This is a genomic window from Arthrobacter zhaoguopingii (assembly GCF_009828595.1).
Lineage (GTDB): Bacteria > Actinomycetota > Actinomycetes > Actinomycetales > Micrococcaceae > Arthrobacter_D > Arthrobacter_D zhaoguopingii.
The window spans coordinates 83,878-101,082 of the sequence record NZ_WPNY01000011.1 but is presented as its reverse complement, the minus strand read 5'-3'; the positions used below and the strand labels follow the sequence as shown (position 1 = coordinate 101,082).

Below are 17,205 nucleotides of genomic sequence, written 5' to 3'. Positions count from 1 at the left end.
GATGGCTCCGTGGTGAACGGGACTCGGGACCAGCTGCCGGTAGGCGCGGAGTGCACCATCCTGCACATCGACATGGACGCCTTCTATGTATCGGTCGAACTGATGAACCGGCCCGAACTCCGGGGCGTGCCGGTCATCGTCGGCAGCCCGTCGGGCCGCTCGGTCGTCCTCTCCGCCTCCTACGAAGCCCGCCGGTTCGGCGTCCGCTCAGCCATGCCGATGGCCGTGGCGATGCGGCGCTGCCCGGGGGCGGTGGTCCTTGAGCCCCACCACGACCGCTATGCGGAGGTGTCGGCGGCGGTGATGGCAATCTTCCGATCGGTCACCCCGCTGGTTGAACAGCTCAGCGTCGATGAGGCCTTCCTCGATGTCGCCGGAGCCACGCGCCGGCTGGGGCATCCCCGGGAGATCGGGGAGCAGATCCGCGCGGAGATCAGCAGGAGCCTCGGCATCACGGCGAGCGTGGGGGCCGCCACCACCAAATTCGTCGCGAAGATCGCCTCGACCCAGTCCAAACCCGATGGACTCCTGCTGGTGCCAGGCAGCGACACCGTCACCTTCCTCCACGCCCAGCCGGTCTCCGTGCTGTGGGGAGTGGGTGCCAAGACCCAGGAGACCCTTGCCCGCCTGGGCATCCGGACGGTGGAGGACCTCGCCTCCACTCCGGTTTCGGCGCTCACCAAGCTCCTCGGCACCTCCGGCCGGCACGTCCACGAACTGGCCTGGGGCAGGGATCCACGGAAGGTTGTCGTCTCCCGCGCCGAGAAGAGCATCGGGGCGGAGGAGACCTTCGCGCAGGATGTCACCGACACCGCCGTCCTGCACCGGGAACTCCTGCGGCTCGCCCACCGGACCGCCACCCGGCTGCGCGCGGCGGGCCTGTCGGCGCAGGGCGTCTCCCTCAAGCTCCGCTATGCCGACTTCTCAACCCTGACCCGATCGAAAAAGCTGGCCGAGCCCGTCGACAGCGCTCACGCGATCTACGGCGCAGCGACGGCCCTGCTGACCGCGCTCGGTGAGCGTCCACTGGCCGTGCGGCTGATCGGGCTGCGGGCCGACCAGCTTGGATCCGGGGGAGCAGGGGCGCACCAACTGACGATCGACAGGCAGGATGACAACTGGCGGACGGCCGAGGTTGCCCTTGATGCGGTGAACCGGAAATTCGGCGCCGCCGGCGTGCGGCCGGCGGGTCTGCTGGGCCCTCCGGCGCCCCGGACGGCCCGGGGCGGAAATACGCCCGGTAACGCTACATTGTGACTTTCAAGTTACCGTGGTGAGAACTACTCTTGGTGTAGGTCAATCGATCTCCGGCACCCGCGCCACGCAGCCCCCACGGCCGCGCGGCGCAGACCGGAACGGCGGGCCCAGCCGGGAACCATCCCGGGGCCGGACTCGTTGGTTGGATGAAGGAACGTTGGCACTTACATCAAGGAGGCCGTGATGGCACTCTCGGAACACGAGCAGAGGTTGCTCGACCAGCTCGAACAGCAGCTTCACGCCGACGATCCGAAATTCGCACACTCGATGGCGTCAAGTACACGCCGGTCGATGTCAACCCGAAGGCTCGTTATCGGCTCGCTTGTCACCATCGCCGGAATCCTGGTCCTCCTTGCGGGCATCGGATCCCAGCTCATCGTGGTGGGGGTGGCCGGCTTCATCGTGATGGGCGCCGGCGTCTACTTCGCGACGACGAAGGCCAAGACCGTCGAGACAGGGCACACCGCGGGGATTCCCTCCAAACCTGCCTCCGCCGGCAGGAGCGGCTTCATGAGCAGCCTCGAAGATAAGTGGGAGGAGCGGAAGCGGGATCAACCCTGATCCCGCCGTTGACGGCCCGCCCCCGGTGAGCGGACCAGCCCCGAACTGAACTTTCCGAAAGACCCGCAGCCGCGGGTCTTTCGTGGTTTAAGGCCCCGGCCGGCGTGCGTCCGGGGGCCGCCCCCCGAAGCTTTCCTGCCTTCCGCCCCTCCCCGCCAGGGTGCTGCGGCGCTTTCACATGCGTACCAAAAATGCTTCCGGCGCGCCTGAAATAAAAGTGGAGGGACTGGTGGTGTCGGTGGATTGACTGTGGAGCGTTGTGGAGTAAAGTGGGGAGTATAAGAGCGAATCGGTAACGAACCGGCCTTCGCCCGAGTCAGAACAGGCGGTGGGGGATGTTCCTCGGGACCCATACCCCCCGTCTCGATGAGAAGGGCAGGTTGATCCTGCCGGCGAAGTTCCGGGAGGAACTTTCGTCCGGTTTGGTGTTGACCAGGGGGCAGGAACGTTGCATTTACGTTTTTAGCCAGAGCGAATTCGAAAAGGTTCACGAGCAAATGAGGTCGGCTCCGATTTCTTCCCGTCAGGCACGGGATTACATTCGGGTTTTCCTCTCCGGGGCTTCGGATGAAGTACCGGATAAGCAGGGCCGGATAACCATTCCGCCGGCGCTTCGCTCGTATGCCGGATTGGACCGAGAGCTCGCAGTGATCGGCGCGGGAAGCCGGGCCGAGATCTGGGACGCGGAAGCCTGGAACAGCTATCTGGAAGAGAAGGAAACAGCCTTCTCCGAAACGGATGATGAGGGACTGCCGGGAATCTTCTAGGCGGCACCGGCGACCCTGCCGGAACCACCGAAAAGACCAGACCGCCCGGTCCGGAACAACTGCACAAAACCATTGCGGCGTGAATTTCTTGGATGAGATCTCCAGCCGCCGGACGCCCTGAATCACCTGGCTTCACTTCCCCGGAGCCAGGCGGACGGACGGCCGGCCGGATGGGGATCTGATTCAAGGACACCTCCCGACGCGTGGACCATTCGTACCAACCGACCGCACCAACACCGCCTAAGTGGTGCGGGTGGACAGCCACACTCAGGAAGGAGTCAGTGCATGAGCGATGAGCGCCCGACCGGCGATCGGCACATCCCGGTTCTGCGCGAACGCTCCGTCACCCTCCTGGCTCCCGCAGTCGAGGCCGCCGCCGCGGCAGGCCGCCGGCCCGTCATCGTCGATGCGACCCTCGGCATGGGCGGCCACTCCGAAACCATGCTCGAGGCCTTCCCGACGGCGCACCTCGTCGGCATCGACCGCGACCCCCAGGCCCTGAGCCTCGCCGGTGCCCGCCTCAGCCGGTTCGAGGATCGGCTCGACCTCGTCCACGCCGTCTACGACGAGATCGGTGAGGCCCTTGCCGATCTCGGGATTCCTGGAGTCGACGCCGTCCTCTTCGACCTCGGCGTCTCCTCGCTGCAGCTCGACGAACGCGAGCGGGGATTCGCCTACTCCTACGACGCGCCGCTCGACATGCGGATGGACACCAGCCGGGGGCCCACCGCCGCCACGATCGTCAACACCTACTCCCGCGAGGACCTCCTGCGGATCATCCGCTCCTGGGGCGAGGAGAAGTTCGCCGGACGGATCTCCTCCGCCATCGTCGAGGCACGCGCCGCCGCTCCCATCACGACCACGGGCCGCCTCGTCGAAGTCATCCGCTCGGTCGTGCCGGCCTCGGCCGCCCGCACCGGCGGCCATCCCGCGAAGCGCACCTTCCAGGCGCTGCGGATCGAGGTCAATGAAGAGCTGACAGTGCTCGAACGGGCCGTGCCGGCCGCGATTGATGCGCTGAATGTCGATGGCCGGATCGTCGCGCTGTCCTACCACTCCCTCGAGGACCGGATCGTGAAGAGCGCCTTCGCGGCCGGAAGCAAGTCTTCGGCTCCGGTCGGGTTCCCTGTGGAACTCGAGGAGCACAAGCCATATCTCCGACTTCTCACCCGGGGCACCGAGGCTCCGACGGAACAGGAGATACAGGAAAACCCCAGGGCGGCGTCGGCGAAGCTCAGGGCTGTCGAAAAAATCACACGAGGTCCCAAGGACAGGAAAACATCATGAGCCAGGCATTGAGTGCGCACACCCGGCCACCCGCGACTTCCGGCAGCAGCGCCCTTGCCTCTCATCCCGTCCGCCGTGGAAGGCCCTCGCCCGAAACGCCCCAGCGTCCCCGGACACCGCTCTCGGTGGTTCCGGCGCGCGCCTCGCGCCGCCGCGTGCCCTTCGCCGTGTTCAGCTGCGCACTGCTGGTCGCCGCGCTGGTGGCCGTGCTGATCCTTAACATCTCCGTCTCGAGCACCCAGTACGAGCTGGTCCAGCTGCGCGGGCAGCAGGTGGCGCTGAGCCAGGAGAACGAAGCCCTCGTCCAGCGGCTCGAAGACCGCGGCGCGCCGCAGAACCTGGCGGCCGCGGCGACCAAGCTCGGCATGGTGTCCTCCCCGACGTTCGGCTCCATCGACCTTGAGATTGGAAAGGTCACCGGCACCCCCGAGCCGGCCAAGGAGGGCAGCGCCCCCGAGGCGCTCATTGCCGCACCCGAGGTCGTCACGGCCCAGGACGCCCCTGTTCCCGCCCCGCGCGCGGCACCGGAGGCCGCCGCGGAGCCGCAGCCCGCCCCGGCACCCGCCGAGGCCGCGCCCGCCCCGGCACCCGCCGAGGCCGCGCCCGCCCCGGCGCCGGCCGACGCCGCCGAAGGGCAGGCCGCCGAGGAGCCCGCGCCCCGCGGCGCGGCCGTGGAGCTGCCGGAGCAGGCACGCAGTGCGCCCGGGCAGGGTGCGGCACCCGAGCGCCCCGCCGGCGGCACCATCCCCGGCCCTGCACAGCTCCCCAGCTCCCGCTAGCAACCCCGGCCCCGCCGGGCCACCGCCTTCGCCCAGAAACTCCCCGCGATCACCAAGGACCCCACGTGGCACACCCCAACCCCGGCAGCCAGGACGCCCTCCGCGTAGCGCTCGGATCACGGCGTCTGCGCGTCGGGCTTGCCTTCGTCCTGGTCCTGCTGCTGGTCCTCGGCGTCCGGCTGTTCCAGCTGCAGGCCCTCGACCTGAACGGGCTGGCCCAGGCTGGGCTTTCCAAGCGGCTCACCACCACTGCGGTGCAGCCGGTGCGTGGGTCCATCGTTGACTCCAACGGGAAGTACTTCGCCCGCAGCGTCGAACGCTTCGACATCGTCGTCGACCAGCGCCTCAGCGGCGGCGAAACCTTCGACCGGTACAACGAGGAGCTGGGTGAGCGGGAGCTCGACCTGCCGATCGAGCAGGGCTTCCAGGAACTCTCCGCCGTGCTCGGCATCGACGCGGAAACCCTGCGCGCCTCCATCCAGGGGGACAAGAGCTTCAACTACGTGGCCCGCACCGTCACCCCCGAGGTCAAGAACCGCGCCCTGGCCGTCGGCCTGCCGGGCGTGTACGCGGACAAGACGAGCGTGCGCACCTACCCGGCCGGCTCGGTGGCCGGGTCGATCATCGGCTATGTCGGCCCGGACGGGGAGCCCCGCGAGGGCCTCGAGCTGTCCCTGACCGACAAGCTGACAGGCAAGGCCGGCAGCAAGACCTACGAGATCGGCGGCGACGGGATCCGCATCCCCTACGCCACCAATGAGGACGTGCCCGCCAAGGACGGCCAGTCCGTGCGGCTGACCATCGACCAGGACCTCCAGTGGTTCGCCCAGCAGACCATCGCCTCGCAGGTGAAGGACTACAACGCCGAGTGGGGCAATATCGTCGTCGTCGAGGCCAAGACCGGGGCCATCAAGGCCCTCGCCGAATCGACGACGCCGGACCCGAACAACCCCGGGGCCACCCCGCCGGAATTCCGCAGCCCGCTGTCGGTGACCGCGGCCTTCGAACCCGGCTCGACCACCAAGCTGATCACCCTCGCCGCCGGCCTCGAGGAAGGCATCATCGAGCCGACCACCCGGTTCGAGATCCCCCCGCTGTACACCGTGGGGAACCAGACGTTCAAGGACGCCTACGCGCACGGCGAGGAGCGCCGCACGGTGGCCGGCATCTTCGCCAAGTCGCTCAACACGGGCACCGTCAAGATCGGCGAGCAGCTCACCAAGCAGCAGCGCTACGACTGGCTGAAGAAGTTCGGGATCGGCGAGGAGCTGAACACGGGGCTCAACGGCGAAACCCGCGGGCTCCTGCCCCAGCCGGAAACCTGGGACGACCGCCAGCAGTACACGGTCCTCTTCGGGCAGGGTCTGGCCCAGACCGCCCTCCACACCGCCATGGTGTTCCAGACGGTCGCCAATGACGGCGTCCGGCTCCCGCCCCGCCTGATCGACGCCTACATCGACCCGGATGGCACCGAGCACAAGGTGCCCCAGGGCGATGGCACCGAAGTCGTCTCGGAACCGACGGCCAAAAAGCTGCAGAAGCTCCTTGAGACGGTCACGGTCGAAGGCTCGGGCAAGTCCGGCGCCCTCGAGCAGTACCGGGTCGGTTCGAAGACCGGCACGGCCGAAGCGCCCGGGCCCAACGGCGGATACGACGGCTACACTCTGTCGTATGCCGGGATCGCCCCGATCGAGGACCCCGAATATGTTGTGGTGGTGACCCTGCAGCGACCGCAGGGCGACCTCTACTACCTGGTGCCGGGCGAGTCGTTCCAAAAGGTGATGAAGCAGGTCCTCAACGCGTCGAACGTTCCACCGTCGGCGGGTAAGCCCGAGGCTTACCCCGTCGAGTACTGATCCGAAAGTAAAAGCTCCGTGTCAATTCGCACCCCTCCAAGCGCCGCAGGCCTTGGAATGAGGCCCCGCCGTGTCCAGCCGGTGTCCCTTGCCGCTGCCCTCGGCGGGCTCGACGCCGCCCTGCCCGCCATCACCGTGGACGGGGCGCCGGTGGGGGACTCAGCGGTGGCCTCACTGCAGGTGACCGGAGTGGCCGTGGACTCCCGGGACGCAGCGCCCGGCGACCTCTACATCGCCGTGCCCGGAGCGCAGCGCCACGGGGCCGAGTTCACCGCGCAGGCGGCCGCCGGCGGGGCCGTCGCCGTGCTGACGGACGCCGACGGCGCCGCCCTGATCGGGGCGGGCCCCCACCCCTCCGCGCTCCCCGTCCTCGTGGCGGAGCGGCCCCGGCTGCTCGTCGGCCCGCTGTCGGCCGCCGTGTTCGCCAGCCAGCCCGCCGACGCGGCGCGGCCGGCGCTCTTCGGGGTGACCGGCACCAACGGCAAGACCACCACCACTTACTTCATCAACGCCCTCCTGCGGGCCCTGGGCCGCACCACGGGGCTGATCGGCACCATCGAGATCCTCGCCGGAGCCGAAGCCATCCCAAGCACCCTCACCACCCCCGAATCGCCGCAGGTCCACTCCCTTCTGGCCCTGATGCGCGAACGCGGACTCGGCGCGGCCGCCATGGAGGTCTCCTCCCATGCCCTCGAATACGGCCGGGTCGACGGCGTGGTGTTCGACGTCGCCGGGTTCACCAACCTGACCCAGGACCACCTCGACCTGCACGGCGACATGGAGTCCTACTTCGCCGTCAAGGCCTCGCTCTTCGGCGCCGCACGCTCCGGCGTCGGCGTCGTCACCGTCGACGACGAGTGGGGCACGCGGATGGCCGCGGCCGCCACCGGGCCGGTGGTCACCCTGCGCACCGACCCGGATGCGCCGGAAGCGCCCGCGGACTGGACGGTCGAGGCGATCGAACCGGCGGGCCTGGGCCACCGGTTCACCCTGCGCGGGCCCGGCGGGACGGCCCTGGCGCTATCCACGGGCCTTCCGGGCACGTTCAACGTCTCCAACGCGGCCCTCGCCGCGGTGATGGTGCTCGCCTCGGGGGTGGACCCGGAGGACCTGCAGCGGGCCGCCGCCGCACACGATCCCTTCACGGCGCAGGTGCCGGGGCGGATGCAGCTCATCAGCGACGCCCCGACGGGCATTGTGGACTTCGCCCATAACCCCGACGCCCTGGTGCGCACCCTCGCCGCGGTGCGGCGCCCCGATCCCGGCTCCCGGGTCATCATCGTCTTCGGCGCCACCGGCCAGCGCGATGAGACCAAACGGCCCATCATGGGGGCGGCCGCGGCGCGGCTCGCCGACGTGGTCATCGTCACCGATGACGACCCGCACGACGAGGACGAGGCGCAGATCCGGCGCGGCGTCCTTGACGGCGCGCTGGCCGCGGTGCGGGCCGAAAACCTTGCCTGCGAGGTGCTCGAGGTGTTCCCCCGGGCGGAGGCCATCGAGGCGGCCGTGGCGATGGCGGGGGAGCGGGACACCGTCCTGGTCGCGGGCCGCGGCCACGAGGTCTGGCAGGAGATCAAGGGCGTGAATCACGCCCTCGACGACCGCGTGGAGCTCGCCGCCTCGTTGACAAGGCACGGATTCTCTGTGCGCACGCCTGTGGCGATAGAGTCCTAGACCGTCATGATTGAATTCAGCGCAGCCGACATCGCGGCACTCACCGGCGGCCACCTTTCACAGGGTGCCGGCCAAAACCCCACCCTCACCGTCACCTCCGCGGCCACCGACTCGCGCGAGGTCCTCCCGGGGGGCCTGTTCATCGCCAAACCCGGCGAGGTCACCGACGGCCACGACTTTGCGGCCCAGGCCTTCGGCGCGGGCGCCGTGCTGGCCCTCGCCGAGCGCCCGGTCAGCGGAGCCGACGGATCCGACCTGCCCGCCGTGATCGTGCCCGACGCGGTGCTCGCCATGGGGGTCCTCGCCGCCGAGGCCGTGCGCCGGCTCCGCGCCAGCGGGCCGCTGACCGTCGTGGGCATCACCGGGTCGGCAGGGAAGACCACCACCAAGGACCTCCTGGCCGGCATGCTGGGCGCAGAAGGCCCCACCGTGGCCCCCACCGGGTCCTACAACGGCGAGGTCGGGGTGCCGCTGACGGTGTTCCGTGCCGACTACGGAACGCGCTACCTCATCATCGAAATGGGCGCCACCAAAGCCGGCAACATCACCTACCTCGCGGACATGGTTCGGCCGGACGTCGGCGTCGTGCTCGGCGTCGGGTCCGCCCACGTGGGCGAGTTCGGCGGGGTGGAGGCCATTGCCCGCGCCAAGGGCGAACTGTTCGCCGCCCTGGGCCCCGGGGCGACGGCCGTGATCAACGCCGACGACGAGCGGGTGCTGGCCATGCGCTCACGCACCGGCGCCCGGCGCGTCTACTTCACCTCCTCCGGCGACTTCGAGGCCGCCGACGGCGACATCCTCACCGCGGCCGGGAGCACCACCACCCCCGAGGGCCACCCCGCCTTCGACCTCGGGCTCCCCGACGGGACCTCCCACCCGGTGGTGTCCCCGCTGCTGGGCCTCCACCACACGGCCAACCTGCTCGCGGCCGCCTCCGTGGGCTGGGCCCTCGGCGTGCCCGGAGAGCGCATCGCCTCCGCCCTGCGCACGCAGGCCGCGGCGAGCCGCTGGCGGATGGAACTCACCGAACGGGCCGACGGAGTCACCGTCATCAATGACGCCTACAACGCCAACCCGGAGTCGATGCGGGCGGCCCTGCGCACCCTGGCCGAACTCGGAGCCGGCCGGCGCCGCACCTGGGCGGTGCTGGGTGAAATGCTCGAACTGGGGGAGTCCTCCATCGAGGAGCACGACCTCCTCGGGCGCGTCATCGTCCGGCTGAACATTTCCAAGCTCGTCGTCGTCGGCGGCGACAACGTCCGCGCCCTGTTCAACGGCGCCCTGCTCGAAGGCTCCTGGGGCGACGAGATCCAGCAGGTGCCCGATGCCGAGGCGGCCGAACGGTTGCTGCGGTCCGAGCTGCGGCCCGGTGACATCGTGCTGTTCAAGTCCTCCAACGGGGCGGGCCTGAGGTTCCTGGGGGATCGGATAGCATTGGCCCCTGATGCTGCCGGCTCGCCGGATTCAGTGCCACCGCACCCCGCGAACCCCATTCAGCCTCCTGCCGCCAGCCCGGACGGCACTGCCCCTCGAAGGAGCCCGCAGCCGTGATCGCCCTCCTGATCGGTTCGGCGTCGGCGCTGTTCTTCGCACTTGTCGGCACTCCGCTGTTCATTCGACTCCTAGTCCGGAAAAGCTACGGCCAGTTCATCCGCGACGACGGCCCGACGGCGCACCACACCAAGCGCGGCACCCCCACCATGGGCGGGGCGGTGATCGTCGGCTCGGTGCTGCTCGCCTACTTCCTCACCCACGGCGTGATGGCGCTGCTCGGCGCCTCAACCGGGCCGAGCGTCTCGGGCCTGCTGCTGCTCCTGGTGACGACCGGGATGGGCGCCGTGGGCTTCTTCGACGACTACATCAAGATCTCCAAGCAGCGCAGCCTCGGGCTCAGCGCCGGCGCGAAGATCGCCGGGCAGAGTTTCGTCGGCATCCTCTTCGCGGTGCTGGCCCTCCAGTTCCCGGACGAGAGGGGCCGCACACCGGCCTCGACGGCCATCTCCTTCCTTCGGGACACCTCGGTGGACCTTGCCTTCGCGGGCACCCTGGTCGGGGCGATCCTGTTCGTCCTCTGGTCGAACCTGATCATGACCGCCGCCACCAATGGCGTGAACCTCGCCGACGGGCTCGACGGGCTCGCCGCGGGCGCCTCCATCCTCGTCTTCGCCGCGTACATGCTGATGGGCATCTGGCAGTCCAACCAGAGCTGCGGCTCCCTGCAGGTCCCCGTGAACGTCTGTTACGAGGTGCGCGACCCGCTGGACCTGGCGCTCATCGCCGGATCGATGGCCGGCGCGCTGGTGGGCTTCCTCTGGTGGAACACCTCGCCGGCGAAGATCTTCATGGGCGACACCGGCTCCCTCGCGATCGGCGGCGCGATCGCCGGCTTCGCGATCCTGTCCCGGACCCAACTCCTGCTCGTGGTCATGGCGGGCCTGTTCGTGATGATCACCCTCTCGGTGATCATCCAGGTCGGCTACTTCAAGGCCACCGGCGGAAAACGCGTCTTCAAGATGGCGCCGCTGCAGCACCACTTCGAGCTGAAGGGCTGGCAGGAGGTCACGGTCGTGGTGCGGTTCTGGATCCTCGGAGGCCTCTTCGTGGCCGTGGCACTCGGTATTTTCTATGCGGATTGGGTAGTGGGTTGACGGACATTTCGGAATCGGATGCGGCCGGACGGCTGGCGGGGCTCACGAGCTGGGACGCCGACTGGCGGGGGCTGCGCGTCGTCGTCGCCGGCATCGGCGCCTCGGGTTTCTCCGCCGCCGACACCCTCGTGGAGCTTGGCGCGGCCGTCGTCGTCGTCGACGGCTCCGACTCGGAGGACAACCGGGCCAAGGCCGACACGCTGCGGATCGTCGGCGTCCGCGAGGTGCTCCTTGGCGCAGGCTCCACCACCGGCATCCCCCTGGTCGACGGACAGGCGCCCGAGCTGATCATCGCCTCGCCCGGCTGGAGCCCGGCCCAGCCCCTGCTGGCGGCCGCCGCCGGGGCGGGCATCCCCATCTGGGGCGACGTCGAGCTGGCCTGGCGGGTGCGCATCCGCGAGGGCCGGCCCACCGCCGAATGGCTCACCATCACCGGCACGAACGGCAAGACGACCACGGTCGGCCTGACCGAGTCGATGCTGCTGGCCGCCGGGAAGCGCGCCGTGGCCGCCGGGAACGTCGGCACGCCCATCCTCGATGTGATCCGCGACCCGCAGGGTTTCGACTTCCTCGCCGTGGAGCTCTCCAGCTTCCAGCTCCACTGGAGCGAGTCCATCTCGGCGCTGGCCAGCGTGTGCCTCAATATCGCCGAGGACCACGTCGACTGGCACGGCAGCTACGAGGCCTACGCCGCGGCGAAGGCCAAGATCTACGATCGCACCCGCATCGCCTGCATCTACAACGCCGAACAGCACGAGACCGAGGTGATGGTCGAGGAAGCCGACGTGATTGAAGGCTGCCGGGCGGTCGGATTCACCACCGGCACGCCCGCGGTGAGCATGATGGGCGTCGTTGAGGACCTCCTCGTCGACCGGGCCTTCATTGAACAGCGCAGGGACTCCGCCGCCGAACTGGCGTCGGTCCGCGAACTCGGGGACGTCGTGCCCCGCCACCTTGTGGCCAACGCGCTGGCGGCCGCCGCCCTGGTGCGGGCCGCGGGAATCTCCCCGGCCGCCGTCCGGGAGGGGATCGGCACCTACTCCCCGGGCGCGCACCGCATCGAGGCCATCGCGTCCGCCGGGGGCGTGCTCTGGATCAACGACTCGAAGGCCACCAATCCGCACGCCGCCTCGGCCTCCCTGGCCGCCTTCACCTCGGTGGTCTGGATCGCGGGCGGCCTGTCCAAGGGCGTCGCGTACGACGACCTCGTCCGCACCCACGCCGCCCGCCTGCGGGCCGTGGTGCTGATCGGAGCCGGCAGCACGGCACTGCAGGAGGCCCTGCACCGACACGCTCCCGATGTGCCGATCATCAGCTGGCACACCAGTCACACTGGAAACGGACACCCCGAGGGCGGGGAAGAGGGTGCACAGGTGATGGAGTGGGCGGTCTCCGAGGCGGCCCGCCTCGCCGGGGAGGGCGACACTGTCCTGCTCGCACCGGCCGCCGCCTCAATGGATCAGTTCTCCTCATACGCCCACCGGGGTGATGCCTTTGCCACGGCGGTTCGAGCGCTGGTGGAGGGGCAGGCACCAACCGCGAAGGAGCTCTAGATGGTTACCACCCCCACCCGGCACTCCGGGCGCAGGCCCGCGGGCGCCCGCACCGCCGGCGCGGCCGGCCGCACCGCCGGAGCGCCGGCAGGGCGTGCCAGCGGCACCACGCAGACTCCGGGCTCCACCGCCCCGGCGCCGCGCGGCGGGCTCAGGGCAGCCGCGGCGCGGGGCTGGCGCTTCCTCGAGGGAACCGGCCGGAGCCCGAGCGGCTCGAGCTACTACCTGATCCTCGGCGCAGCCCTCGCCCTGACGGCCATCGGCCTGCTCATGGTGCTGTCGGCGTCCTCCGTCGAGGCGATCTCCGAGGGCAAGGAGGAGTTCGACCTCTTCCTCAAGCAGGCCGTGTGGGCCGGCGGTGGCGTGGTGCTCATGTTCATCCTCTCCCGCGTCGGTCCGCGGCTCTACAAGGCCCTGGCCTGGCCCGGGCTCGGCATTGCGGTGGTGCTCCTGATCCTCGTGCTGGTCATCGGGGTCAGCATCAACGGCAATAAGAACTGGATCATGATCGGCAGCCAGTCCTTCCAGCCCTCCGAACCGGCCAAACTCGCCCTGGCCCTGTGGTGCGCCACGGTCCTGGAGCGCAAAAAGGGCCTGATCCGGGACTGGAAGCACGCCCTGATTCCCGCCCTGCCCCTGGGTGGGCTGCCCATCGGCCTGGTGCTGCTCGGAGGCGACCTCGGCACAGGCATGATCCTGATGATGATCCTCGCGGCGGCCCTGTTCTTCGCCGGGGCACCGCTGAAGATGTTCCTCCTCGCCGGCGCCGGCTCTGCGCTCATCGGAACCCTCATGGTGGCCACCAGCGCCAACCGCGGCGGGCGCATCAGCGCGTGGCTGCGGTTGAACTGCGAGGACGGCGCCGACCTGTGCCTGCAGTCCGACAACGGGCTGTTCGCCATGGCCTCGGGCGGATGGTTCGGCGTGGGCATCGGCCAAAGCCGCCAGAAATGGAACTGGATCCCCGAGGCGCACAACGACTTCATCTTCGCCATCATCGGCGAGGAGTTCGGCCTCGTCGGCGCGATCGTCGTCGTCGCCCTGTTCGGGATTCTCGCGGTGGCCACCATCCAGGTGGCCATGCGCTACAGCGACCCCTTCGTGCGTATCCTGATGGGGTCGATCCTGGTGTGGCTGATCGGCCAGGCCTTCGTCAACGTCGGCATGGTGACCGGCCTGCTGCCGGTGATCGGCGTCCCGCTGCCCTTCATTTCCTACGGCGGGTCGGCGCTGACCTTCACCCTCGCCGCGGTGGGCGTCCTGCTCTCCTTCGCCCGGCGCATGCCCGCGGCCTTCATCAAGACCGAAAGCGAAACCGCAGCGTCATGAACTCCCCGACACCCGTGTCCGTCGTCCTGGCCGGCGGCGGTACCGCCGGCCACATCAGCCCACTGCTGGCCATCGCCGACGCCATCACCGACCTCGCCCCCGGCGCCCGGATCACGGCCGTCGGGACGGAGTCCGGGATGGAGACCCGGCTGGTCCCCGCCGCCGGTTATGACCTGGAGACCATCGACCGGGTGCCGCTGCCGCGCCGGCCCTCCACCGACCTGTTAAAGCTGCCCTACCGCCTGGCCGCCGCCGTCCGGCAGGCGCTGCGCATCCTTGACACGGTCAAGCCCTCCGTGGTCGTCGGCGTGGGCGGTTACGTCGCTGCGCCGCTTTACCTCGCGGCGTTCCTGCGGCGCGTGCCCCTGGTCATCCACGAGGCCAACGCCCGCCCCGGCATCGCCAACCGGCTGGGCGCCCGCATCGCCGGGACCGTCGCCGTGGCGTTCCGGGACACCCGGCTGCCCAAGGCCCAGTGGGTGGGCATGCCCATGCGCCGCACCATCGCCGGACTGGACCGGGCAACCGCACGAGAGTCCGCCCGGCGGGCCCTGGGGCTCGACCCGGCACGCCCGACCCTCATCATCACCGGCGGCTCCTCCGGGGCCCTGAGCATCAACCGCGCAGCCGCCGCGGCCGCTCCCGGCCTGTGCGCCGAGGGGATCCAGATCCTCCACATCACCGGCCGGGGCAAGACCATCACCGCCGCAGACGGCTCCCCGCTCACGCTGCCGGGCTACCACCAGCTCGAGTACGTCGACGACATGGACGCCGTGTACGCAGCGGCCGACCTGCTCGTGGCCCGGGCCGGTGCCGCCACCGTCTGCGAGATCAGCGCCGTCGGGCTGCCCTCGATCCTCGTGCCGCTCGCCCACGGCAATGGCGAGCAGGCCCTCAACGCCGCAGCCCTCACCGCCGACGGGGGAGCGGTGCTGATTTCAGATCCCGACCTCACCCCGGCGCGGCTGGGCTCGGAGGCCCTCGCCCTGCTGAAGGACCCCGCCGCCCTTGACCGGATGGCCTCTGCCGCCGCGGCGCAGGGCATCCGCGACGCCGACCGGACCATGGCCAAACTCGTCCTCGACGCGGCAGGAGCCTCCTCATGACCGGCATTCCACAGGACTCCGCCCCCGAGCGTCAGCCGGGGGGCCCAACCGCCGGGCGCGTCCACTTCATCGGTCTCGGCGGCGCCGGCATGTCGGCTGTCGCCCGGGTCCTGCTCGGCCAGGGCATCCCCGTCTCCGGCTCGGACGCCGCGGACTCCAAGGCCCTGAAGGCCCTTGCCGCCCTTGGCGCCGAGGTCCACGTCGGCCACCGCGCCGAGAACGTCACCGGCGCCGGCCAGGTGGTCATCTCCTCGGCCATCCGGCCCGACAACCCCGAACTGCTCGAGGCACGCCACCGCGGGATCACCATCCAGCACCGCTCCGAGGCCCTCGCCGCGGCCATGGCCGGCCAGCTGGTCATCGCCGTCGCCGGAACCCACGGAAAGACCACGACAACGGCGATGATCACCGTACTGCTGCAGGCGGCCGGGCGCGAGCCCTCCTTCGCCATCGGCGGGGACGTCGCGGCGCTCGGCGTCAACGCGCGCTGGTCCGGCGGGAACGTGTTCGTTGCGGAAGCCGACGAGTCGGACGGCTCATTCCTGAACTACAGCCCGCAGATCGCCGTGGTGACCAACGTCGAAGCGGACCACCTCGACCACTACGGCACGGCGGCCGCCGTCACCGCGGTTTTCGAGCAGTTCGTCGGGCTCCTGCCCGAGGACGGCGTGATCGTCGCCTGCGCCGACGATCCCGGAGCGGCCGCCCTGGCCGCCGCTGCCGCCGCCACCCGCCGGGTGCGCACCTACGGGTACTCGCCGACCGCCGACATCCAGCTGGGCTCCACCCGTGCCCTGGGCAGCACCTCCAACAGCGTGCTCTCCTTCGCCGTCGACGGACTCGACGCCCAGCAGGAACTCCAGCTGAGCGTGCCGGGGGCCCACAACATCCTCAACGCCGCGGCCGCATTCACCGTCGGCCTCGAACTCGGCGTGGACCCGGCGGTCGCGGCCGAAGGCCTCGCCTCGTTCTCCGGGGCAGCCCGGCGCTTCGAGGCCCGCGGCGAGGGCGCCGGGGTACGGGTCTTCGACGACTACGCCCACCACCCCACGGAAGTCGCTGCGGCCCTGGCGGCCGCCCGCACCGTCGCCGCCGGGCATGCGGTGCACGTGCTGTTCCAGCCCCACCTCTTCTCCCGGACGCGGGAGTTTGCCGACGGGTTCGCCGGCGCCCTCGATTCGGCGGACTCGGCGACGCTGCTGCCCATCTACCCGGCCCGCGAGGACCCGATCCCGGGCGTCAGCAGCGACCTGATCGCCGCGAAGCTCACCCGGCCCGGGGGATACGTCCAGGATCAGCAGGCCGCCGTCCGTGAGGTGGCCGCCCGCGCCTCCGCCGGCGACATCATCCTCACCGTCGGTGCCGGGGACGTCACGCACCTTGCCTCCGGGCTGGTTGAGGCCCTCCGCGGCCGGGAAAGCACCGGAACGGCGGACGATGAAGCCTAGGAAGCCAACCGGTCCGGCCGGAGCCGGGACCGGCGCCGCCGCCGGTGCGCGGGCCAACTCGGGCAAGGTCTCCGTGCTGCCCCGGGAGGACGCGGAGCCGGCCGGAGCGACGGTCCTTGAATTCCCGGAACCGCCGTCCCGGCGCCGGCGGCGGGTGCTGCTGTGGACCCTCCTGGGTCTGGTCCTGGTGGTGGGCGGCCTGCTCGCGTACCTGATCTTCTCTCCGGTCCTGGCGCTGAAGCACCTGCGGGTCGAGGGCAACACGCTGGTCTCCACCGAGGAGGTCACCACGGCGCTCAAGCCGCTCCTTGGCACCTCGCTCACCCGGCTCCCGGACGAGAAGGTCGAAGGCCTCCTGCGGGACAAGGCGCCGATCGAGTCGGTGCGCGTGGCGGCCGAGCCGCCGTCAACCCTCGTGGTCACCATCCGCGAACGGGTGCCGGTGGCCATCGTGCAGAAGGACAAGCAGTTCATCCTGATCGACTCGGAGGGCCGGCAGCTCAAGACCGTCGCGGACCGGAAGGCGGTGAAGCTTCCGCTGATCGACGGCGGCACGGAGGCGGTCAACTCGGAGGTCTTCCGCTCGATCACCGCGGTGCTGGCCGACCTGCCCCCGGACATCCTGTCCCGCCTCAACCACGCCTCCGCCCGAAGCGTGGACTCGGTTTCGCTTTCGCTCACCGGCAACCAGAAAATCTTCTGGGGGAGCGCGGAGCGCAACACCGCCAAGGCGAAGGTCCTCTCGGCCCTGCTGAAGGTCCCGGCATCGGATCCACCGGTGAAGGAATATGACGTCAGCACCCCCGACCGTCCGGTTACCCGGTGAGCGGGATTTCAAAGAAACAAGGCGACACGCGGCACCGGTCATTGCAGAAGACTCCCGGTGCCCATAGCGTCTCAGATAGAAGTTACTTGACATAACATTAACCCTCAACCT

The 17,205-nt window shown here is 69.9% G+C and carries 14 protein-coding genes; all 14 read left to right on the top strand.

The window, feature by feature from the left end:
* Positions 1-9: 9 nt before the first annotated feature.
* The 14 genes from dinB (at position 10) to GVV86_RS14235 (ending at position 17,094) form a co-directional block, all read left to right on the top strand.
* The gene (gene dinB / locus GVV86_RS14300) at positions 10-1,257 is read left to right on the top strand and encodes a DNA polymerase IV (protein ID WP_281406962.1); all 1,248 of its coding nucleotides are present in this window, start codon (positions 10-12) and stop codon (positions 1,255-1,257) included.
* A 183-nt stretch (positions 1,258-1,440) separates the two neighbouring features.
* Positions 1,441-1,818 (top strand): DUF3040 domain-containing protein, encoded by a 378-nt coding sequence (locus tag GVV86_RS14295; RefSeq protein ID WP_159619014.1) that lies wholly within the window; start codon positions 1,441-1,443, stop codon positions 1,816-1,818.
* 335 nt (positions 1,819-2,153) lie between these two features.
* The gene (gene mraZ / locus GVV86_RS14290) at positions 2,154-2,585 is read left to right on the top strand and encodes a division/cell wall cluster transcriptional repressor MraZ (protein WP_133404868.1); all 432 of its coding nucleotides are present in this window, start codon (positions 2,154-2,156) and stop codon (positions 2,583-2,585) included.
* Between the two features lie 285 nt (positions 2,586-2,870).
* Positions 2,871-3,872 carry a 16S rRNA (cytosine(1402)-N(4))-methyltransferase RsmH gene (gene rsmH / locus GVV86_RS14285; RefSeq protein ID WP_159619013.1) on the top strand — a complete coding sequence of 334 codons (1,002 nt, stop codon included), beginning with the start codon at positions 2,871-2,873 and terminating at the stop codon, positions 3,870-3,872.
* Complete coding sequence (gene ftsL, locus GVV86_RS14280; protein ID WP_201291458.1) at positions 3,869-4,651, top strand: cell division protein FtsL; 783 nt, start codon at positions 3,869-3,871, stop codon at positions 4,649-4,651. The genes rsmH and ftsL overlap by 4 nt, the downstream gene beginning before the upstream one ends.
* Before the next feature lie 65 nt (positions 4,652-4,716).
* Complete coding sequence (locus GVV86_RS14275; protein ID WP_159803140.1) at positions 4,717-6,507, top strand: peptidoglycan D,D-transpeptidase FtsI family protein; 1,791 nt, start codon at positions 4,717-4,719, stop codon at positions 6,505-6,507.
* Between the two features lie 57 nt (positions 6,508-6,564).
* Positions 6,565-8,184, top strand: coding sequence for a UDP-N-acetylmuramoyl-L-alanyl-D-glutamate--2,6-diaminopimelate ligase (locus GVV86_RS14270; protein WP_159803139.1), 1,620 nt, complete (start codon positions 6,565-6,567; stop codon positions 8,182-8,184).
* Positions 8,185-8,190: 6 nt separating this feature from the next.
* Positions 8,191-9,735, top strand: coding sequence for a UDP-N-acetylmuramoyl-tripeptide--D-alanyl-D-alanine ligase (locus GVV86_RS14265; RefSeq protein ID WP_159803138.1), 1,545 nt, complete (start codon positions 8,191-8,193; stop codon positions 9,733-9,735).
* Positions 9,732-10,832, top strand: a complete 1,101-nt coding sequence (gene mraY, locus GVV86_RS14260) for a phospho-N-acetylmuramoyl-pentapeptide-transferase (protein ID WP_159619008.1) — start codon at positions 9,732-9,734, stop codon at positions 10,830-10,832. Before GVV86_RS14265 ends, mraY begins: the two co-directional genes overlap by 4 nt.
* Complete coding sequence (gene murD, locus GVV86_RS14255; protein ID WP_246669994.1) at positions 10,829-12,385, top strand: UDP-N-acetylmuramoyl-L-alanine--D-glutamate ligase; 1,557 nt, start codon at positions 10,829-10,831, stop codon at positions 12,383-12,385. Before mraY ends, murD begins: the two co-directional genes overlap by 4 nt.
* Entirely contained in the window at positions 12,386-13,714 is a 1,329-nt protein-coding gene (ftsW, locus tag GVV86_RS14250; RefSeq protein WP_159803137.1) for a putative lipid II flippase FtsW, read from the top strand.
* Positions 13,711-14,820: an undecaprenyldiphospho-muramoylpentapeptide beta-N-acetylglucosaminyltransferase gene (gene murG / locus GVV86_RS14245; RefSeq protein WP_159803136.1), complete on the top strand. Its 1,110-nt coding sequence runs from the start codon at positions 13,711-13,713 to the stop codon at positions 14,818-14,820. The genes ftsW and murG overlap by 4 nt, the downstream gene beginning before the upstream one ends.
* Positions 14,817-16,268 carry a UDP-N-acetylmuramate--L-alanine ligase gene (murC, locus tag GVV86_RS14240; protein ID WP_159803135.1) on the top strand — a complete coding sequence of 484 codons (1,452 nt, stop codon included), beginning with the start codon at positions 14,817-14,819 and terminating at the stop codon, positions 16,266-16,268. The genes murG and murC overlap by 4 nt, the downstream gene beginning before the upstream one ends.
* Positions 16,258-17,094, top strand: a complete 837-nt coding sequence (locus GVV86_RS14235) for a cell division protein FtsQ/DivIB (RefSeq protein WP_159803134.1) — start codon at positions 16,258-16,260, stop codon at positions 17,092-17,094. The genes murC and GVV86_RS14235 overlap by 11 nt, the downstream gene beginning before the upstream one ends.
* Positions 17,095-17,205: the final 111 nt, after the last annotated feature.